The organism is Pelagimonas sp., assembly GCF_050633425.1.
GTDB lineage: Bacteria > Pseudomonadota > Alphaproteobacteria > Rhodobacterales > Rhodobacteraceae > Pelagimonas.
Genome location: NZ_JBOEGM010000008.1, coordinates 245,144 through 266,996 on the forward strand (window position 1 = coordinate 245,144; position 21,853 = coordinate 266,996).

The 21,853-nt window shown below is 57.2% G+C and carries 14 protein-coding genes; 12 read left to right on the forward strand and 2 right to left on the reverse strand.

All coding sequences use genetic code 11. From position 1 onward, the window contains the following. Window positions 1-180: 180 nt before the first annotated feature. From dusB to hflX, 10 genes are all read left to right on the forward strand, one after another. Entirely contained in the window at window positions 181-1,122 is a 942-nt protein-coding gene (gene dusB / locus ACRBB0_RS06730; RefSeq protein WP_431373641.1) for a tRNA dihydrouridine synthase DusB, read from the forward strand. Further along, window positions 1,119-2,210 carry a two-component system sensor histidine kinase NtrB gene (locus tag ACRBB0_RS06735; protein WP_431373642.1) on the forward strand — a complete coding sequence of 364 codons (1,092 nt, stop codon included), beginning with the start codon at window positions 1,119-1,121 and terminating at the stop codon, window positions 2,208-2,210. Before dusB ends, ACRBB0_RS06735 begins: the two co-directional genes overlap by 4 nt. After that, the gene (locus tag ACRBB0_RS06740; RefSeq protein WP_431373643.1) at window positions 2,210-3,580 is read left to right on the forward strand and encodes a response regulator; all 1,371 of its coding nucleotides are present in this window, start codon (window positions 2,210-2,212) and stop codon (window positions 3,578-3,580) included. Before ACRBB0_RS06735 ends, ACRBB0_RS06740 begins: the two co-directional genes overlap by 1 nt. Before the next feature lie 111 nt (window positions 3,581-3,691). After that, window positions 3,692-5,959, forward strand: a complete 2,268-nt coding sequence (locus ACRBB0_RS06745) for an ATP-binding protein (protein WP_431373644.1) — start codon at window positions 3,692-3,694, stop codon at window positions 5,957-5,959. 25 nt (window positions 5,960-5,984) lie between these two features. Then, window positions 5,985-7,400 (forward strand): sigma-54-dependent transcriptional regulator, encoded by a 1,416-nt coding sequence (locus tag ACRBB0_RS06750; protein ID WP_431373645.1) that lies wholly within the window; start codon window positions 5,985-5,987, stop codon window positions 7,398-7,400. A gap of 32 nt (window positions 7,401-7,432) precedes the next feature. Next, window positions 7,433-8,047 (forward strand): hypothetical protein, encoded by a 615-nt coding sequence (locus ACRBB0_RS06755; protein ID WP_431373646.1) that lies wholly within the window; start codon window positions 7,433-7,435, stop codon window positions 8,045-8,047. A gap of 272 nt (window positions 8,048-8,319) precedes the next feature. Further along, entirely contained in the window at window positions 8,320-9,696 is a 1,377-nt protein-coding gene (gene trkA / locus ACRBB0_RS06760) for a Trk system potassium transporter TrkA (protein ID WP_431373647.1), read from the forward strand. Between the two features lie 20 nt (window positions 9,697-9,716). Then, entirely contained in the window at window positions 9,717-11,231 is a 1,515-nt protein-coding gene (locus ACRBB0_RS06765; protein ID WP_431373648.1) for a TrkH family potassium uptake protein, read from the forward strand. A 116-nt stretch (window positions 11,232-11,347) separates the two neighbouring features. Beyond that, entirely contained in the window at window positions 11,348-11,587 is a 240-nt protein-coding gene (hfq, locus tag ACRBB0_RS06770) for an RNA chaperone Hfq (RefSeq protein WP_097802888.1), read from the forward strand. Window positions 11,588-11,604: 17 nt separating this feature from the next. Next, on the forward strand, window positions 11,605-12,858 hold the full coding sequence (gene hflX / locus ACRBB0_RS06775) for a GTPase HflX (protein WP_431373926.1): 1,254 nt from the start codon (window positions 11,605-11,607) through the stop codon (window positions 12,856-12,858). Here hflX and ACRBB0_RS06780 read toward each other — a convergent pair. After that, on the reverse strand, window positions 12,855-13,793 hold the full coding sequence (locus ACRBB0_RS06780) for an aminoglycoside phosphotransferase family protein (protein ID WP_431373649.1): 939 nt from the start codon (window positions 13,791-13,793) through the stop codon (window positions 12,855-12,857). The genes hflX and ACRBB0_RS06780 overlap by 4 nt on opposite strands. After that, window positions 13,790-16,252 (reverse strand): penicillin acylase family protein, encoded by a 2,463-nt coding sequence (locus ACRBB0_RS06785; RefSeq protein ID WP_431373650.1) that lies wholly within the window; start codon window positions 16,250-16,252, stop codon window positions 13,790-13,792. Before ACRBB0_RS06785 ends, ACRBB0_RS06780 begins: the two co-directional genes overlap by 4 nt. 109 nt (window positions 16,253-16,361) lie before the next feature. On the opposite strand from ACRBB0_RS06785, the gene ACRBB0_RS06790 reads away from it, so the two are divergent. Further along, a complete protein-coding gene (locus tag ACRBB0_RS06790; RefSeq protein ID WP_431373651.1) occupies window positions 16,362-17,234 on the forward strand; it encodes an NAD(P)-dependent oxidoreductase in 873 nt (290 codons plus the stop codon). 701 nt (window positions 17,235-17,935) lie between these two features. Beyond that, window positions 17,936-21,778 carry an Rne/Rng family ribonuclease gene (locus ACRBB0_RS06795; protein ID WP_431373927.1) on the forward strand — a complete coding sequence of 1,281 codons (3,843 nt, stop codon included), beginning with the start codon at window positions 17,936-17,938 and terminating at the stop codon, window positions 21,776-21,778. Window positions 21,779-21,853: the final 75 nt, after the last annotated feature.

Here is a 21,853-nt window from a genome sequence, read left to right on the forward strand (position 1 = left end):
GGCGGATTGCGCAATCTGGCCGAAGGGGCTGCTTAAAAAATAAGCAACTGGTTTTGCTGCGCCTGCTAAATGCGCTTGAAACATTGTACAATAGACGCACAAGAGTTACCTGATGGGTACTGCACAAGGATTAGGCGTTTGGGCTTTTCACTCGGAAAACAACGGATATCGGCACCAGTCATGCTCGCCCCGCTTGCGGGAATCACCGATTTGCCGTTCCGCAATTTGGTGTCCAGCTTTGGAGCCGGGCTTGTCGTTTCTGAGATGATTGCATCCGGAGAATTTTTGACAGCACGCCCCGGCACCCGTGAAAAGGCCGAACTTGGGGCGCAAATCGTCAATACCTCGGTACAGATCGCAGGAAGAGAGCCAGAGCCCATGGCAGAAGCCGCAAGAATGGTCGCCGATATGGGCGCGCGTATCATTGACATCAACATGGGCTGTCCGGCGAAAAAGGTGACAGGCGGTTGGTCGGGATCAGCGCTTATGCAGGTCCCTGATCATGCGTTGAAACTGATTGATGCAGTGGTTGGAGCGGTCGATCTGCCCGTGACGTTAAAGACCCGATTGGGGTGGGATGATGCGTCGGTCAATGCACCTCAACTGGCCTCTCGCGCAGTGGATGCGGGGGTGCAGATGGTTGTGATTCATGGCCGCACCCGGTGCCAGTTCTACAAAGGGCGTGCCAATTGGCAGGCCATCCGGGCCGTGCGAGATGCGATAGATGTTCCGCTGATTGCCAATGGCGACATTGTAGGAGCGGGGTCGGCACAGGCGGCTTTGCGCGGCTCTGGCGCTGACGGGGTTATGGTTGGACGTGGCACGCAAGGCGCGCCCTGGAAATTGGCAGAAATTTCTGCGGCACTTTACGGGACTGAGATGCCCGAAATTCCGCATGGAGTAGAGTTTTACAACATGGTTTCAGAACATTATGAGGCGATGCTTACCTTTTACGGGGCGGTTTTGGGCGCGCGCGTGGCCCGTAAACATCTAGGGTGGTACATGGATCGCGCCGCCACCCCGCGCGCTTTGCGCCAACGTGTTTTGACTGAAAAAGACCCCAAGCAAGTGTTGTCTTTGTTGGCGGATGCTCTTGTGACGGATCAGAAGGTGGCGGCATGACCTTTCAAGCCGATCCCATTTGGTCAAGCCTGCCTGTCCCGGCCCTGTTGATCAACGCTGATGACTGTATTAGCGGGGTTAATCCCGCCGCAGAAGGGTTCATGAACAGCTCGGCTAAGTCCTTGCTCGGTCAGCCAGTTTGGGACCGTGTTCATGTCGATGCCCCTCTAGAGGAAAGCTTTGTTCGCGCGCGTGATCACGGGACAGCCCTGTTTGTGAACGATGTGGATGTCGGGACGGGAAACCGGGCCCCTTTGGTGTGCAACTTGCAAATTGCCCCGATGCAAGGACAGCCGGGTTGGATGATTATGCTCATCTCGCCGCGTGAACTGGCAGGGCGAATGACCCAGAACCATTCGGTTAAATCGGCTGCAAAATCTGCGATTGGCATGGCGGAAATGCTGGCCCATGAAATCAAAAATCCATTGGCAGGGATCACCGGGGCTGCGCAGCTCATAAGCATGAACTTACCACCAGAAGACCTTGAATTAACGGACCTTATTGTCGAAGAGACGCGGCGGATCGTTAAGCTTCTGGAACAGGTTGAGCAATTTGGAAACCTCTCTGTTCCTGAACGCCGTGAGGTGAACATTCATGATGTTCTGGATCGGGCGCGCCGGTCTGCTTTGCTTGGGTTTGGTGGGCATATGTCCATTGTTGAGGATTACGACCCGTCTTTGCCGATGGCGCTTGGCGATCCTGATCAATTGCTGCAGGTGATCTTGAATCTCTTGAGGAACGCCTCAGAAGCCGCTGATTCAAAAGGCGGAAAGATTAAACTTCACACCTATTATGACCATAGTTTCCGCACCCGCAGACCCGATGGATCAGCCCAAGTTTTACCGTTGCAAATTGAAGTGATCGACGATGGCAAAGGCTTGCCGCCGGAAATCGCCAGCGATGTCTTTGATCCCTTTGTGTCCGGCAAGGAAAACGGAACAGGGCTTGGGCTCGCGCTTGTTAGCAAAATCATTTCTGATCATGACGGCTGGATCTCGGTGGACAGCGTCCCCGGCCGGACCGTTTTTCGCATATCTCTGCCTCGCGCGGTCAAAAAGCCGACGGGCAAATCACAGGAGACTAAGTGATGGATGGAACCGTCCTTGTCGCGGATGATGACCGCACAATCCGTACCGTTTTGACACAGGCGCTGACACGCGCCGGGTGCAAGGTGCACGCAACGTCTAGTCTGACCACGCTGATGCGTTGGGTGGGCGAGGGGAAAGGCGACGTTGTGATTTCCGACGTTGTCATGCCCGATGGAAATGGTTTGGAAATGCTGCCCAAGATTGCCGAAGATCGTCCCGGTTTGCCGGTCATTGTCATCTCGGCGCAAAACACGATCATGACCGCCATTCAGGCCGCCGAGGCCGAGGCCTATGATTATTTGCCCAAACCTTTTGATTTACCGGACCTGATGAAGCGGACGTCTAAAGCGTTGGACAGCCGCAACCGTGCGCCGCGCCGCGAAGACCCGGTCGTTCAGGCCGATGCGCCCGAAGAGCTGCCTTTGGTTGGGAAAACGCCGGTGATGCAGGCGCTGTACCGGCTGGTTGCGCGGGTGATGAACACCGATTTGCCTGTGTTGGTTACTGGTGAAAGCGGAACCGGTAAATCTTTGATTGCCAAAGCGTTACACGACTTCTCCGACCGTCGTAGCCTGCCATTTGTCACCGTGACTGGGGCCGATCTGACAGATCTGGATGGCCCGGCGCGGGTGCTGGCGCGGGTTCGGGGCGGTACGCTTTTGATTGATGAAATCGCCGATATTGATGATGAGGTTCAGGGTCGCATTGTGCGCATGATGGATGTGCCGGGCGATCATGTTCCGCGGTTTATTGCCTCGTCTCAATATGACCCGACATCCTTGATTGATGGCGGCAAGGTGCGCAAAGACTTGTTCTATCGCCTCGATGGTGCGGCAATCGAAGTGCCCGGACTGCGCGAACGGGTTGAAGATATCCCTCTGCTGGCGCAGCATTTTTTGACCCGAGGTGAGCGCGAAGGGGCCCCGCACCGGGTTTTGTCGGAGGGGGCGGTTGAGCTGTTTCGCATCTATTCATGGCCGGGCAATGTGCGGCAGTTGGAAAATGCGGTGCGCAGGCTCAGCCTGACCAGTCGAAATGAGGAAATCAGCCGATCTGAAGTTGAGGCAGTTCTTGGAAACCAGCCGGAAACCGGTCCGGTTTTACGTGGTGGCGATGGTGACAAGCTGGGTGAAAGCGTTGCCCGACATCTGCGCCGTTACTTTGATTTGCATGGCGCAATGTTACCGCCACCGGGCTTATATGGGCGAATTCTTCGCGAAGTAGAGGCTCCATTGATTGAAATCGCACTCGAAGCGACAGGCGGAAATCAGGCTAAATGTGCGGATTTGTTGGGAATCAACCGAAATACGCTCAGAAAGAAAATCACGGAATTAGATATTCGCGTGACACGCCGCCGCAAATTGATGTAAAAGAGCCACATAACTGTGGCGCCAATGCTTAGCTGTGTTGGAAAGACCACAAAATATGGCGGTTGTCGGGTTTGGGAAACCTAATTCGGCACATTAGTAAGAGGTTCGGCTGTGGCCACACGGGCACGCTCTTGGACATGGAGTCGGCTTAGTCGATTGCGTCGCACACGTCGTGTGCAAAATGCGTTCACCCTGACTTTGGTGGCGCTTGGGCCGATTTTGGCGTTTTTCACCTTTTTGGTTCTTGGTCCGCTGGACCACGGCGCGGGCGACATAAGCCTGCGTCTTATCATTTTGGCCGACCTGATTTACGTGATGTTTTTGGCGGCCATGGTTCTGGGGCGCGTGGCACGTATGATTGCGGCCAGACGTGCCAAATCAGCGGGCTCCCGCTTGCATCTGCGTTTGACCGCCTCCTTTGCTTTGATGGCGCTTTTGCCGACCGTCACGGTCGCTGTTTTTGCGGTTTTGACCATCAATATCGGCCTTGAGACCTGGTTTTCAAAGCGGGTGCAGAACGTTGTTGGCGCCTCGCTTTCGGCGGCGGAATCTTATGAAGCTGAACAAAGGCAGGGGCTTGTTCAGGATGTCTGGGCCTTGGGTGGTTTTTTAGACGCCAAACAGCGTGGCCGGTTCGTCGCGGATGCCGGCGAGTTGCGCCAAGATCTGAGCCAGGGTCAGAGCCAAATCCAACGGGGTTTGCGAGAGGCCTTTGTTGTGAACGGGGCGGGGGAAATCCAGGTGCGCGGCGAACGCAGCTACCTGTTTGATTACGAACAGCCGCCGCAATGGGCTTTTGAAAATCTGGGCGAAGACGGCGTCAGTGTGATTGCCGATTGGGAAAACAATGAAATGCGCGCTTTGATTGAATTGCGCACGTTTCCCGATGGGTTTCTATATGTCAGCCGCGAAATTGATGGTCAGTTGCTTCAGCTCCTGGACGAAACCCAAGAAACGGCGCAATTCTATCAACAGCAAGAGAGCGAGCGCGGTCGTCGATTGTTTGATTTCGCGCTGCTCTACTTGGGGTTTGCTGTTCTGCTGATCTTGGCGGCGACTTGGGCGGGCCTTTGGTTTGCCGAACGTCTGAGCCGCCCGGTCGGGCGATTGACCGGTGCTGCTCAGCGCGTCGGGGCGGGTGATCTCGATGTGCAGGTGATCGAAGAAGAGGGCGATGACGAAATCTCGATGCTGGGGCGCTACTTCAACCAGATGACACGTCAATTGAAGGGCCAGCGCGAGGAGCTTTTGGAAAACACCCGTCAGATTGAACGCCGCCAGCGGTTATTTGATTCAGTTTTGTCCTCGGTGACTTCGGGGGTTGTCGGGCTTGATGCTGAGGGCAAAGTGACCTTTGTGAACCGCTCGGCTGAGCGGCTCTTGGGCTGGCACGAAACGCATCGCGCTGATCCGATTTCGGTGGCCGTGCCTGAATTTGGCGCTTTGTTTGATCGGATGCGCCGCGAAGGCCGCGAGATGGTGCAAGAAGAGGTCAAGGTGAGCCGTGAAGGCCAGATGGAGCATCTGTTGGTGCGGGTGTCGCGCCGTCGCCGCAAGGACAACAGCCTTGAAGGGTATGTTGTGGCCTTTGACGACGTCACCGATCTCGTCAGTGCCCAGCGAACCGCCGCGTGGGGCGACGTGGCCCGGCGGATTGCCCATGAGATCAAGAACCCCCTGACCCCCATTCAGCTCTCGGCGGAACGTATTCGCCGCAAATTTGGCCGTCATTTGGATGAAACCAGTGCAGAACAGCTTGAAGATATGACGGATGTGATCATTCGGCAGACCGGCGATTTGCGTCGCATCGTGGATGAGTTTTCAAAGTTCGCACGGATGCCAGAACCTGAGCGTAAGCATGAGGATATTGGGGATTTGTTGCGCGCCGCTGTGTTGTTGCAAGAAAATGGCCAGCCGGATGTGCGCTTTGTGTCAAATATCTCGCGGGAGCCGATGCCCGGTGATCTGGATGCGACCATGATCGGGCAGGCGCTGACCAATCTGATCAAAAACGCTGGTGAGGCAATCGAAAGCTTGCAGCGTGACGGCGCACCTGAGGGGCATCATCCTGAAATCCGGGTCACAGCAAATGTGGTGGATGAAGCACGCGTCGATATTCGCATTATGGACAACGGCATTGGCCTGCCTGAAGACCGGGCCCGTCTGTTTGAACCATATGTCACCACCCGCGATGAAGGCACCGGTCTTGGTTTGCCGATCGTGAAAAAGATTATCGAGGAGCATGGCGGAACGCTGGCCCTCGAAACTGCACCGGCCTTTTCGGAGGGTGCCAATGTAGGGGCTATGGCCGTGATCCAATTGCCGTTGACTGACGCGCAAGACGACGCGGACCGTGCCCGGTTGCTTGAGGGAGTTTGAACATGGGTTTGTTGAGGGACATAACATGAGCGATATTCTGATCGTCGATGACGAACGTGATATTCGGGAGCTGATCGGGGATATCCTCGAAGACGAAGGCTATACCACGCGATTGGCCGGCAACAGCCAGGAGGCCATGGCGCAGATTGCGGACAAGCAACCGGCGCTGTTGATCCTCGATATTTGGCTGAAAGACAGCAAGATGGATGGCATCGACATCCTGAAATGCGTCAAACGCGACTATCCTGACGTGCCGGTGGTGATCATTTCGGGCCATGGCAATATTGAAATTGCGGTGGCCGCGATCAAACAGGGGGCTTATGATTTCATTGAAAAGCCCTTTAATATTGATCAGTTGCTTGTGGTTATTCGCCGAGCCATGGAAACCTCTCTGCTGCGGCGGGAGAACAGCAAGCTGAAACAAGGCGACAGCAAACCGGCCGAGATGATTGGCGATAGCGCGTCGTATCGCGCCTTGCTGAGCCAGCTTGATAAGGTGACCAAATCCAATGGCCGCGTCATGCTTAGCGGTCCTGCCGGGGCAGGTAAGGAAGTGGCGGCGCGCTATGTGCATGCCAATTCAAGCCGCGCCAGCGCGCCTTTCGTGACGGTCAATTGCGCCGGGATGGAGCCAGAAGTGGTCGAGGCAATCCTGTTTGGCCGCGAAGGCGGACAGCGCGGCATCGAGCAGGGCTTGCTTGAACAGGCGCATGGCGGGGTGGTCTATTTTGACGAAGTGGCGGACATGCCTCTTGGCACTCAGTCCAAGATTTTGCGCGTGCTGGTGGACCAGCAATTCACCCGTGTTGGTGGCTCTGACAAAGTCAAAGTCGACTTGCGTGTGATCAGCTCGACCAACCGTGATTTGCAAACTGAAATCGCGAGCGGCCAGTTCCGTGAGGAGCTGTATCACCGCTTGAATGTTGTTCCAATTGAGGTGCCGTCTTTGGCGGAACGGCGCGAAGATATTCCCGTATTGGCGCGGTTCTTTGTGGAGCTGTGCAACAAGTCGCAAGGCCTGCCGCTGCGTGAAATTTCCGATGACGCGGTTGCTTTGATGCAGACGATGACATGGCCGGGCAATGTGCGTCAGCTCAAAAACCTGATCGAACGCGTGCTGATTTTGGGTGATGGCACCGGCCCGGTCGAGGCACGCGAACTGCCCCAAGACAGCGGCCCTGCCGAAAGCGACGATGGGCGGGTTGTGCTGTCTGGCACCTTGGCAACGCTGCCATTGCGCGAGGCGCGTGAAGCTTTTGAACGTGAATACCTGCTGACCCAAATCAACCGGTTTGGCGGCAATATTTCACGCACCGCGTCTTTTGTCGGCATGGAGCGTTCGGCCTTGCACCGCAAGCTGAAATCGCTTGGGGTTGTGACCTCGCAAAAATCGGGTGCGCGGGTTGCGCGGCTTGAGGATGAAGTGCAAGAGGCGTCCTGATTTAGGGAGCCTTTGGCGTTTTAGGAGACGTGATGCGGGGTGTGTATTTGGCCGCAGTGGCGGCGTTTGGCATGGCGACCTTTGGCTTGGCGGGGTGTATGGCTCCGCAAGCGCATCAAACCGTGCCACAAACCATGGCGTTTTCTCAGGTTGATGCCGAAGAAATCAAGATCGAAGATTTATCTGCCCTGATTGCCGGGCTTAACCCAAGTATCAGTGCGCAAGAGGCGGCTGAGATTGCGCGGATCGCTGTCGAAGATCCGCTGGACTGGGCGCGAGAGTGGGATGTGGTGGAATCGCCGTATTTTCACAATGTGTCGGTCAATCAGGGACGCAAACCTCGTGGTTTGTGCAAAGATTGGGCGGATGATCTTGAGGCGCGGATGAAGCGCGAGGGCTTTGAAACGGTGGAGTGGCACCGGGCAATTGCCAATCACGATTCGATATTGATTGAACATTCGACCCTGATTGTTTCGGCCAAAGGGGCCGATATGACAGACGGAATTGTTCTCGATCCATGGCGGATCGGGCAGGGGCAACTGTTCTTTTCTACCGTTAAAAAAGACCCGAAATACCGTTGGGTCGAGCGCTCGGAAGTCTTTGCGTTTAAACGCCAAAGGCGCGAGGCGCGTCGCTCGGGAGGCTAGCAGGGCGTTGCTCATGCACATCGCCAGAAAAACGCTTGAGCAAGCCTGAGAAAACAGATCGCTGTTAGATTATGCGCTTCCGCGCGCTTGGTTTGGGTGCGTGGAGAGGCGACGACCCAATCGGGCCAATGCGCGTTAGCAGCAGTTCATGCGAGGAAAATCATCAAAGCCCATCGCGCAGGCTAAGTGATGGGGCCAGTTGGTATACCGGGTGATTGACGGGGGCGCAGACCCGTGTCATGCCAAGGAACAAAATCGTTTGAGGGATGAGCATGAAGGTCATCATTTGTGGTGCAGGTCAGGTGGGTTGGCAGATCGCCAGACATTTGTCAGGAGAGCGCAACGATGTGACCGTTGTGGACAGCAACCCTGAATTGGTCCGGCGCGCCACCGACACCTTGGATGTCCAGGGCATTGCCGGTTTCGCCTCTTACCCCGATGTGCTCGACAAGGCCGGGGCGCGTGACGCGGATATGGTCATCGCCGCCACCCATTCGGATGAAGTCAACATGGTGACCTGTCAGGTGGCCCATTCGGTTTTCGAAGTGCCGCGCAAAATCGCCCGATTGCGGGCGCAAAGCTATCTGACGGCGATTTATTCCGATTTGTATCGCCGCGATCACCTGCCGATTGATGTTGTGATCAGCCCGGAACGCGAAGTTGCCGAGGCGGCGCTGCAGCGCTTGGCGGCCCCTGCGGCCTTTGACACCGAGACATTCTTGGATGGCGGGGCGCAGCTTTTGGGCCTGTCCATTGACGAAGATTGCCCGGTTGTAAACACGCCTTTGCGCCAGCTGAGTGATCTGTTTTCGACCTTGCGCTCTGTGGTGGTTGGGGTGCGCCGGGACGGCACGTTGTTTGCCCCAGAACCGCGGGACCAGCTTTTTGTCGGTGACAGTTGCTATGTCATGGTGCACGCCGAAGACATTTCCCGCACCCTGGAGATTTTCGGAAAAAGCACGCGAAAACAAGAGCGTGTGGTGATTATCGGCGGCGGCAATGTCGGCTTGTCGGTGGCTCAGCATCTCGAAAAAGGGACCAGCCGGGTCCGCGCCAAAATGATTGAGCGCAACCGAAAATGTGCGGAACATGCCGCCGAAGCGTTGGAACGTACCATTGTTTTGCACGGTGATGGCATGGATGCCGCGCTTTTGCGTGAGGCCGGGGTTGATCGAGCCGATGCGGCGCTCTGTGTGACGGATGATGATAAGGTTAACATGTTGGTCGCAGTGCGCGCCAAGGCGGCAGGCTGTCCGATGGTGATTGCCTTGATCAATGATCCGACATTGGTGCCCTTGATGGAGCCGCTCGGGATTGACGCCTATATCAACCCGCGTGCCACAACCGTAAGCTCTATTTTACGCCATATCCGCCATGGTCGGGTGAAATCAGTCTATTCTATTGGCGATGCTGAAGCCGAAGTGATCGAGGCCGAGGTGTTGTCGACCTCACCCATCGCGGGCAGCAAGGTCCGCGACATTGATTTCCCCGAAGGCGTGTTGATCGGAGCCGTACGCAAAGGCGATGACGTGGTTCGCATCACCGGTGGCCTCACCATCGAAGAGGGGGATCACATTGTGCTGTTTGTGCTAAGCAAAGATGTCGCCGAATTGGAGCGCCTTCTGCAAGTTTCGATCGACTTCTTCTGAGCCGAAAGGCCTCTCGCGCTATGAATACGGTCAAAAACCTTCCTTTCTTTCTGTTGATGCTGATTATTGCATCTGTGTCGACGTTCTTGCCCGCCATCTATGCGCTGATGATCGAAGAATTCCACGACGCGCGTTCCTTCTTTTACGCCGGGTTGATTGGTTTGATTTTGACCAGTTTTCTGGGCATTTCCATGGCGACGCGTCCGCATAACAAAAGCGCGCTGCGTCAGTTGGTGGCTTTGCTTGCGGGCTTTGCTCTCTTGCCGGTGATGTTGGCGGTCCCTTTTCACGAAGCGGTGCGTAACACCTCGTTTTCAAGCGCGTATTTCGAAATGGTCTCGGCCATGACGACCACCGGCGCGACCCTGTTCGAACCTGATCGTTTGTCTGGGCCCGAGCATCTTTGGCGCGCCCAGGTTGGTTGGCTGGGGGGGCTGTTGATGTGGGTTGCGGCCTCGGCGATTATGGCTCCGCTGGCTTTGGGCGGTTTTGCGATTTCAACGGGGGGCACGCCCGGTCATTCGGTGGGCGAAGGATCCGCCCGGAGCGGTGAAAGCGATCCCGCGGCACGTCTTTTGCGCGCCACCCAAGAACTTTTTCCGATCTACACAGGGTTGACGGTTGCCCTGTGTATTATGCTTTTGGTTGCCGGAGATCCGCCCTTGATCGCGGTCAGCCACGCCATGTCGGTCATGTCGACTTCAGGCATTTCGCCCATTGGTGGCGTTGCTGCAAGCCCAAGCGGTATGGCCGGTGAAATGATCGTTTTTTGCTTTTTGTTCTTTGCCTTATCGCGGCTGACCTTTTCGCCGGATACCGGTCAAAACACCGGAACCGGCCTGCTCTATGACCCGGAATTTCGCATGGGATTGGTGATCGTTTTGATCGTGCCCACGGTTCTGTTTTTGCGCCACTGGGTGGCCGCCTATGAAGTTGGCGACGAACAAAACATTGCCGCAGGGTTTCGCGCGTTGTGGGGCGGCTTGTTCACTGGCTTGTCATTTCTGACGACCACCGGGTTTGTCAGCTCCGACTGGACGTCGGCGCAGGGGTGGTCTGGCTTGGCGACACCGGGGATTATCTTGATGGCTCTGGCCATTCTGGGGGGCGGAGTCGCCACGACGGCCGGCGGTGTGAAATTGCTGCGGGTTTTCGCGCTTTATGCCAATGGAGCCCGTGAGATTGAGAAATTGATACACCCGTCATCTGTCGGGACTTCCGGCCCGGTGATGCGGCGCATTCGATGGGAAGGGGCCTTTATTTCATGGGTGTTCTTCATGCTCTTTGCGGTGACTTTGGCGGTGTTGACGATGATTTTGGGCCTGTATGGCTTGGATTTTGAGGCCTCGGTGACGCTCACCGTGGCGAGCCTGGCCAATACCGGCCCCTTGATTTCCGTCGCCCCCGCTATGGCCATTGATTTGATCGCTTTAGACCCGTCGGCCAAATTGATATTATGTGGGGCTATGGTGCTGGGGCGGCTGGAATTACTGGCAATTATCGTCATGATCAGCCCCGAGAGTTGGCGCGGATAAGACACGGTTTAGAAATCCTCCATTTTTGCGCTGGAAACTCTGGGATTTGCAAGACATACTCAGCCCGACGAGGGACGGCCCGCATTCGGGGCAATGGCAAGAATAAAGGCAATTCAATGGCTTCGGATAGACAGAACCTGCAGGACGCATTTCTTAACCATGTTCGCAAAACCAAGGTTCCGGTCACGGTTTTCTTGATTAATGGTGTTAAACTGCAAGGTGTGATTACTTGGTTTGACAATTTCTGCGTGCTTTTGCGCCGCGATGGTCAGTCGCAGCTGGTTTATAAGCATGCGATTTCGACTATTATGCCGAGCCAGCCTATCAACCTCTATGATGGTGAAGACGCCTCTTGAAGGAACATGCCGCGCATGTGACCCGCGCTTGGGTCCTGCATCCAGACATCAAGATCGACAGGGACCGTCGCGATGCAACGATGGCCCTTGCTGAGGCCGTTTCATTGGCCCGCGCGCTTCCCGAGCTTGAAGTTGCGGGTGCTGATGTTGTGCCTTTGTCCAAGCCGCAGCCCGGTATGCTCTTTGGCTCTGGTAAGATCGAAGAACTTGGGGCGCTGCTTGAGGCCAATGACGTGGAATTGGTGCTAATTGATGGCCCTGTTACGCCGGTTCAACAGCGCAATCTGGAAAAGGCTTGGAAGGTCAAACTTCTGGATCGCACCGGATTGATCCTCGAAATCTTTTCCGATCGTGCCGCCACCCGCGAAGGTGTGTTGCAGGTCGAAATGGCGGCGCTGACCTATCAGCGTACCCGGTTGGTCCGCGCCTGGACCCACCTTGAGCGTCAGCGGGGCGGTTTGGGGTTTGTGGGTGGTCCCGGTGAAACACAGATCGAGGCGGACCGTCGAGCCATTGATGAACAGTTGGTGCGCCTGCGTCGGCAGCTTGAAAAAGTCGTCAAGACCCGCGAATTGCACCGCAAGGCTCGGGCCAAGGTCCCGTTTCCGATTGTCGCTTTGGTTGGCTATACAAACGCCGGAAAGTCGACGTTATTCAATCGTTTAACGGGTGCAGAGGTGATGGCCAAGGATATGCTCTTTGCCACGCTGGACCCGACCATGCGTTCGGTTCGATTGCCCACCGGTGCGGATGTGATCTTGTCGGATACGGTTGGATTTATCTCAGATTTGCCAACGGAATTGGTGGCGTCCTTTCGCGCGACTCTGGAAGAGGTTTTGGCCGCTGATGTGATTGTGCATGTGCGTGACATTTCCCATCCTGAAACCACCGAACAAGCCCGTGATGTTGGCACGATCCTTGAGAGCCTGGGCGTCAATAAACGCACGCCTCAGGTCGAGCTGTGGAACAAAATGGATCAGCTAGGCGCCGAAGAGGCCGATGCGATCCGGCAGCGCGCGGAGCGAGAAGACCATATCTTTGCGGTCTCGGCCCTGAGCGGCGAGGGTCTTGATGACTTCCTAGAAGAAGTGACCCGTGCCCTTGGTGAGGAAAAGCGCGAAGAAGAAGTGCTGCTTGGCTATGAAAAGGGGCGAGAGCGGGCTTGGCTCTTTGAAAAGGGGCTGATCGAAGATGAGCGCCAAGAAGAAGATGGCTATCACCTGACGTTGCGCTGGTCGGCCAAAGACAAGGCAAAATTCGACAGTCTTTAACCAACAAGGTGTTGGTTCTGTTGGATCATCGACTGAGCCGCCTTCAGGCGCTTGGCGTGGCGTTTCGATGGCACCGCTGGGGTGTTGGCCCATAGCCCCAGCGAAAAACAAGACATCAGAAAGGCTTTGACCTGCGGGTCTGTTAAGGTGTCTCCATAGGCGCGTTTGAGCGTGTCGAAGGCACCTTGTGATCCGTGCACGTGGAGGTCGATTCCGAGTGAAAACACATCGCGCAGAGGTTCATCTTCGCGGTCGTTTTCAAAATCGATGCCCCACACGGTGCCGGTCTCATCAAGGATCAAATTGCCAAACGTCAAATCCCGATGTGTGACGGCTTTGGTGGCCGGGCGTTTGCGCAAATGCATGGCGCTGTTGCTGATGTGTTGGGCGCAGGCGCAAAAATGTGCGGGGTCTGGAATGTTACGTTGTCCGTCGCGGGTTTGGGCAACCAGCTTATCCAGCCATGCCTTGTGACCAGCGGGGCGAAACGGGGCAGGGCGCAGGGACAGGGCGTGAAATACGCGCAGCCAAACACCGGCTTTTTCAGCCAGATCTGTAACTGTTTCCGGTCTGTCTTGGGCTATCGTCTCGAATGTGTTGCCGGGAATATCAGGCATAAGCAGAGCGGTCCTGTCAGGATCAAACCCTAAAACCGGCACCGCCCGAAAGGCCCCCTGCGCCATCGCTTTGGCGACAGTGTTTTGCCGGGATGCTTGCGCTGCGGCTTTGGCGGCATTGCCCGGACCCCAGACCTTGATCACAGCAGGTTGTTCCCCCCCCGTCACCCGAAAAGGCGTTGCGCGTAGGGGTTTGCTCAGGGATTTCAGCGGGAGCAACTCCCCATGTTCTCCCGGCCAGCCTGGCCAAAACCGGGTCACTGCTGCCATGGCAACCGCATAGGCTTCGGTCCCATCGAGATGGGTTGCTTTGGTCATGGCTTGACGAGCCGGGTGATCCCAACCGAGGCGGCGCGCGCCAGACCCACATCCAGTGACATCGGAATATATTCACCACGTCGCCACAGCTGGCCAAGGTCTTCGTAATGGCGGGACAAGAAATGCCCGGACTGACCGGTCGAGATAATAAAGACAGAACTGTCGGGATCCGCAAAATCATAGACGCCGCGATAGGCCCCGCTATGCACATTGGCAAAAGGCATAGGATCAGAGCCGGATGTACGGCCACGTTGCAGCGTATGATCCCCGCCAGATGTGGATTGTTCGATGTTCATAAACAGTTTGACCAAGGGCACGTCGCCCAGAACGGAATGCTTGTGGACCGCGGTATGGGCATCGCCCCAGCGCAGGCTCTCGAGCGCGGAGCCGTGGTGTTCGGTAATCCAAATGAGCGCATCATCCAGCGCCAAGCGGGAGATGTCAGAACAGCTTTCGACTTTGACGGAGCGAATGATGTCGCACCACTTGGACGCCCCGGAATAGTCACGAAAGGCGCGTTCGATAAACAGGGGTTCCACATGACGAAACTTATCCGCCAAGGGGCCTAGATCATCGCGGATCATGCGGTCTTGAAGGGCGCGCAACCAAGCGCTGTAGATCAGCGGTTCGGGGAGATGTTCGTTCATCTCTCCGTTCCAATTGGCCAGCAGGTCGAGCGCGCGTTGGCGTTGACGTTCGGGGGTGCCTTCGGCGGCGGCCTCACCTGTGTACCACAGATCGCGTCCCATCAAGGGCAACAGGGTCCTGGCGGTGACCGAAACGGTGTCGAGCTGGGCTTCGATAAAGCTATCTCGGGTATGGACCTTGCGGCCCTGCATCAACCCCTGCCAGCGTTGCACCCGCTGGCTGTCGCCCCAGTCATAACTGACATGGTTTGGAAACGCGCGTTCAATGGTTTTGTTATTGGTATTGCCCACAATCCCGCCCTCGGGGGCGAGGAACTCAGGGTTCGACGTATAGGGAAGCATCCCCTGCCAGCGGTTTTCAGCGACCCAGCCGGGGCTGGGCAGGCGACCTTTGCTTTGATGGCCCGGATCACGACGCGGCATCGCACCAACCAGTTTCATCGCCACGGTATCTTGATCAATCAACGTCAGGTTTTGCGCCGGGGCCACATAGGCGCGCGACAAGTCCAAGGCGTCTTCGACGGATTTGGCTGACATCAGGCCGATGGCCGCCGTCATGGAGGTGTCTTGCGGCGACAAGGCGGTCCAACTGAGTGTGGTGACATGACCGGGCGGGGTGATTGCGTCGATATCAAAACTGGAGCGTGGCAGAACCGGGCCGTTGTCCGTCCAGCGCAGCGTGACGGTGACCGGGCTGGCGTCTTTGATATTGATGATGGATTTGCGGGTCACAAAGGGTTTGAACCCCTCCGGGCTCCGGTATTCTTCGGGATTGTCTGGGTTGAGTTCCTCAATAAAGAGGTCTTGGTCATCGAGGTAAGACGAGGTCACGCCCCAGGCCAGCCGTTCGGATCGGCCGACAGAAATGGTCGGCAGGCCAGGAATGGTGCCGCCGATGACTCCCCCCTCTGCCAATTGCAAGCGGGCCAGATACCAGATCGACGGTGCCGAGAGGCCAAGATGCGGATCATTGGCCAGCAGGGTGCCGCGCCCGGCGCTGCGTTCGGGCGCAGCGGCCCAGGCATTTGAAGCGCCGGCCAACCCGCGTTCGGGGCTAGCGGGGAGGAAGGACGGTGTGGCTTGGTTTTGGGCAAACCGTTTCAAAGGGCCGGGGGCAAGATCGGCGTATTTGGGCAGCGCCGCGACACCCGTTCCGGGCATGTCTGGTAAGAGGTCTGACAGGCGTTGATTGTCGTCGAGCAAAAGCGAGGTGCGGGCGCGCAGGATCTCTTCGCGCATATGGCCCGAGAGTTGCAGGGCCATCAGTTTGAGAATGGCAATGGAATCGGCGGGCTGCCACGGGGCGATTGGAGCGTTGAAGACAAACAGTTCGGGCGCCCCCCGCCCAAGACTTGATCGGTTGATTTCAGTGATGCGGGCATTGACCCCGGCGGCATAGGCCTCGAGCGCATCAAGTGTGGCTGCGTCTTGGTGCGGAACCGATTTCACGGCCAAAGGATATAGATCAAGCCGCCGCAAAAGCGTGTCGGTTTCAAGCGTGCGCGCCCCAAAGATTTCGGACAAACGGCCCTGAACCGTGCGTCGCAGAACCGTCATTTGCCACAGGCGATCCTCGGCATGGGCATAACCCAGCCCAAAAAATGCATCACGATCAGACAGCGCCATAATATGGGGCACGGCGGCATTGTCGCGCACGATCTCAATCTCGGCGGTGATCCCGGAGACTGGCAAGGTCTTGTCATAGCTTGGCAAAGACCGCCCGGCGAGATAGCGCACCGACAGGCCACCCAAGACAATCATCACAAGGGCAAAAACCGTCAGCCGAAACAGCCATCGAAACACAAGCACCATTTCCCTTGTCCTCGCCTTGAGTTAGTTGGTGGGGGTATTAAAGGTGAGATTTGACCTATCCCGTGTCTGGCGACTTGCCAAGGGGCGGGGGAGCAGAGGGAGACAGAGAATGGCGAAACTGGCATTTTTGGGCCTAGGCGTGATGGGGTATCCGATGGCTGGCTATCTGGCCAAAGCGGGCCACGAGGTAACCGTTTACAACCGGACCTTTGCCAAAGCAGAAGCCTGGGTGGCGGACTATGGCGGAAAGGCTGAGGCCACGCCACGGGCCGCTGCGGCTGGCGCGGATTTTGTGATGGCCTGCGTTGGCAATGATGATGATTTGCGCAGCGTGTGTTTGGGCGATGATGGGGCCTTTGCTGGCATGGATGATGGCAGCGTGTTTGTGGACCACACCACGGTCTCGGCCAAAGTCACCCGTGAATTGCATGCGGTCGGGGCCAAAAGCGGGATCGCTTTTGTCGATGCACCGGTGTCGGGTGGTCAGGCCGGGGCGGAAAATGGTCAGCTTGTGATCATGTGTGGTGGTGAGGCCGAGGTTTATGCGCGCGCCGAAGACATCATGAACAACTACGCCAAGCTGTGCAAACGTCTGGGCGACACCGGAGCCGGGCAGCTGTGCAAAATGGTCAACCAGATTTGCATCGCTGGATTGGTTCAGGGCTTGTCCGAAGGTCTGCATTTCGCTGAAAAAGCCGGGTTGGACGGCCGTGATGTAATCGACGTCATTGGTGGCGGCGCTGCGGGCAGCTGGCAGATGGTCAATCGCTATGAGACCATGATTGATGACCAGTTTGAGCATGGGTTTGCCGTGGACTGGATGCGCAAGGATTTGGGCATCTGTCTGGAAACAGCCGATGAAACCGGGGCGTCCTTGCCTGTGACGGCTTTGGTCGATCAGTTCTACAAGGACGTTCAAAAGATGGGCGGCGGCCGTTGGGATACGTCGAGCCTTGTGAAGCGTCTGCGCAAGATGGGCTGATGTTCAGCTCGGCGATTTTTGAGACGCGAGTGAGGCGCTGTTAAAAGGGCTCGGGTCCCTCCCGAGGCTCTCTCCAATCGGCCCCCAACCTGTCCTTCCCCCGGATCCGGGGGAAGGGAGCTTGATCAGAGCGACCCTGATCCTCTTTTGGTGCGCTGGTATTTCAGTTTGCCGCTTGGCCAGGTGAATTTCCCGAAGAGTTGACACATATTTGAAGCATCACGAGGCCCCGCATTGCACTAAGGCCTTTGTTTTGAGCATACGTCGCCAGTTTGGCGTGATTTTGCCCATTGTCTTTTCCACAGACCTACCTTTATGTTGCCTGATAGGTGCGTGTGTCGATCACACCGCCAAAGAGTTTCGCTGTTTTGGGACATGTGCAGCACGTCGCTGACCCCAGAGCAGGCCGATTGGGCCGCAAGGCCGATGTACTGTGCCCGGACCGCCAAAAGCGACGGGCCTTGAATGGGCGCCACTTACCGCAGTTGGTATGATGAGCGTCGGAGAAGAAACGCGATGAAGCGCGCGACATATATGAGGCATCAGGACGGGGCGACATCGCACCGCCATGCCCGCGCGCCTATGCTCGCCCTTACAAGCCACGCCTACCGCACTTCTGCACCACCTGGGTCGATCACGGGGATTCCCCCGTCTGTTCGGCCTGGGTTGGACAGGGGTTCGGCCGCGTGCAAACGGATAACATGGCTAAGAAAATGCTCATCGATGCCACCCACGCGGAAGAAACCCGCGTTGTGGTGGTTGACGGAAACAAGGTTGAGGAATTCGACTTTGAATCAGAAAACAAGCGCCAGCTAGCTGGCAATATCTATCTGGCGAAGGTGACACGGGTTGAGCCGTCACTGCAGGCCGCTTTTGTGGATTATGGTGGAAACCGTCACGGTTTCTTGGCCTTTTCGGAAATTCATCCCGACTACTATCAAATCCCGGTCGCGGATCGGAAGGCCTTGATGGAAGAAGAAGCCGCTTTGGCTGCTGCGGCGGCCGAAGAGGATGATGAACGCGAAGCACCCAAGCGCTCACGCTCGCGGTCGCGGCGCAAACCCAGAAACTCGGATGCGAAGGCGGCTGAGGCCACACCTGCTGCGGCGGATGTCGCACCTGAGGCTGCTCAAGGTGACAGTCCGGCGGCCAAAGACAGTGCTGCCAAAGAGGGTGCGGCCAAAGGCGGTGCGGCAGGAGAAAGTGCAGCACAGGCAACGCCAGACAGCGATGCGGCCAAAGCGCAAGACGCCCCGCGTGAGATCAGCGGCATGGAAACCATTGATCTGGACGATGGTGACGACACCGAGGCAGGCGAACCGGGCGAAGGCCTGTCGCCGATGGAAACGGTGCACGAAACCCCCGTCGGCGAGCCGATCGATTCCGTTGAAGGTGTAGAGCCCGACGACGTGTCGGTTGCTGAAACAGCACCTGAGAGCGCCCCAGAGGCCGCTCCGGTCGAAGAGGCTGTTGCGCAGAGCACTGAGGCAGCCGATGAGGCTCAAACGCAGGATCCTGAAGAGACAGCGGAGGTCGCGCAAGACGCAGCGCGGCAAGAACCTGTTGAAGAGACCGTTGCGCAAGCAGATATCGCCGCCGAGTCCGAAGGGCAGGAGCCTGCTGCAGACGAGGCTGACGCGAAAAGTGACGAGGATGACAAACCTCAGCGCCCAATAGCTGCGGACTCCGACGATAAACCAATTGTGGTCAGCGCGGACCCGTCCGAGGTGAAGGCAGAGGCAGAAGACACAACTGTTGAAGCCGAGACTGAAGGTGGTTCCGAAGCCCCTGTTGCTGAAAACACAGCCGTCACCGAGGAGGCTGCCGAAGCCTCTGACACCCCGGCTTCAGAAGAGGCTCCGGCTGCTGAAGCTGCTCCGGTCGTCGAAGCAGATGCGCAGCCAGCCACGGTTGACGCTGCTGAGACAGCTGAAGAGGCCGCTCCGGTCGAGGTTGCTGAAACAGCTGCTGCTGGTGACAGCTCTGAGGATGCGAAAGCCGACAGCGTGAACGCAGATGCAGCCGATGAAGCGGCACCTGCAACAGACACTGACACAGAACAGACGGCACAAGAGCCAGCAGAAGAACCCGTAGAAGAACCGGCAGCACAAGAGGCCACGACAGCCCCGGCCACACCTGAAGAGGCCGCTGCCAAAGACGCTGCCAAGGACGACAACGCAGCCGACACAGCTGCCGCAGCCCCCGCTGCGGACAGCGACGAAGACGATGCGCCCAAGGCAAAGGCCAAAGCCTCAGAGCGCGATGCCTCTATCGAATCCGTGGCTGATGACGACACCGAGGAAGAAATTCGCCCGCGCCGCAAACCGCGTCCACGGCGTTATAAAATCCAAGAGGTCATCAAGGTTCGCCAGATCCTCTTGGTTCAGGTTGTCAAAGAAGAGCGCGGCAATAAAGGCGCGGCTCTGACCACCTATCTGTCGCTGGCCGGACGCTATTGTGTTTTGATGCCCAACACTGCCCGTGGTGGTGGCATCAGCCGCAAAATCACCAATGCGGCGGATCGCTCCAAGCTCAAGACCATCGCCAATGAAATTGACGTGCCCAAGGGCGCGGGTCTGATCATTCGGACCGCCGGTGCCAAGCGGACCAAGACCGAAATCAAGCGTGACTACGAATACCTGCAACGCTTGTGGGAACAAATCCGCGAGCTGACGTTGAAATCTTCGGCCCCGGCCAAGATTTACGAAGAGGGCGACCTGATCAAACGCTCGATCCGCGATCTTTATAACCGCGAGATTGATGAGGTGTTTGTGGAAGGTGAGCGCGGCTATCGCATCGCCAAGGACTTCATGAAAATGATCATGCCGTCCCACGCCAAAAACGTGAAAAACTACACCGAAGCGATGCCGCTTTTCGCGCGCTATCAGGTTGAAAGCTATCTGGGCGGGATGTTTAACCCGACGGTTCAGCTCAAATCCGGTGGATACATTGTGATCGGCGTCACCGAAGCCCTTGTGGCCATTGACGTGAACTCGGGCCGTGCCACCAAAGAGGGCAGCATCGAGGACACCGCGACCAAGACCAACCTTGAGGCGGCCGAAGAAGTGGCGCGCCAGCTGCGTCTGCGCGACCTTGCCGGTCTGATCGTCATCGACTTTATCGATATGGACGAGCGTAAGAACAACGCCGCCGTCGAAAAGCGTATCAAAGACAAGTTGAAAACTGACCGAGCGCGTATTCAGGTTGGCCGGATTTCCGGCTTTGGCCTGATGGAAATGTCGCGCCAGCGTCTGCGCCCCGGCATGATCGAGGCAACGACTCAGCCTTGCCCAGCCTGTCACGGCACCGGTCTGATCCGGTCCGACGACAATATGGCGCTGCAAGTCTTGCGTCAGATCGAAGAAGAGGGTGTGCGCCGTCGCTCACGCGAAGTGTTGGTGAAATGCCCTGTGAGCATCGCCAATTACCTGATGAACCAAAAACGCGAGCATATCGCGCAGATCGAAACGCGCTATGGCATGTCCGTGCGTATCGAAGGCGACCCGCATTTGGTTGCGCCTGATTTCTCGATGGAGAAGTTCAAGACGGCCACCCGCGTTGTCCCTGTGGCGTCCGCACCGGTGGTCTCTGTCGATACGTCGCTGATGGATTTGATCGACGAAGAGGCCGAGGCCAAAGCGGATGAGATCGAAGATGCACAGATCGTAGAGCCCGCCGAGAAGCCGGAAGCGTCGGAAACCGGTGAAGATGGTCAGCCCAAAAAGCGCCGTCGTCGTCGTCGCCGCAAACCATCGCGCACCCGTGAAGATGGGGGCGAGGGGCAGGCCGAGACGGATAAGGCGGATGAGACATCCGTTGACGGAGCTGATGCCGCCAAGCCAGAAGGCGATGATGCCCCGGCTGCCAATCCTGAAGCGAGCCCGGAAGCGAGCCCTGAAACCACGGATGCTGACGGGGAAGAAAAGCCCAAGAAACGTCGCTCGCGCCGTTCGCGTTCGCGCCGGAAATCAACGGATGCGGCTGGTGAAAACACCGCTGACACATCGGATGCTTCGGCTGATAAACCGGATGCGGGAGACGCCAAACCGGTTGAGACCCCAGCCCAGGCAGAGGGTGCTGATACGTCCGAGGCCACACCGGTCGCAGACACGTCGCAAACGCCTGCTGAGGCTGAGCCAGCAAAGGCCGAGGCCGCGAAGCCGGTTGAGCCAGTTGCAGAGGCGCAACCTGCGGCTGCTGAACCTGTGTCAGAACCCGTTGACGCCGAGGCCAAGCCGAAACGTCGTCGGACCCGCCGCAAGGCATCTGACGTGATTGCGTCGGTGGTTGGAACGCCTGAGGTTGCCCAAGAGACATCGCCTGCACCTGCGACTGAAGCGGTAACCGCTGAGGCCGTATCCGAGGCCGCGCCTGAGCCAACACTCCCAGATCCAAGCCAAGAGACGGTCGCAGAGACAGTCCAAGAGCCCAAATCTGAACCAGCCGCAGCACCTGTGGCTGAGCCGGTCGCAGAAACGCCTGGACCAGACAGCCCAGACGATGCCAAGCCGAAACGGCGCGGTTGGTGGTCTTTAGGTCGCTAAAATGAAAAACCCCGGCCATCGCGCCGGGGTTTTTGTTTGCCAGTTGTCTATTTGGTTCGGATATAGGAGGTGAGA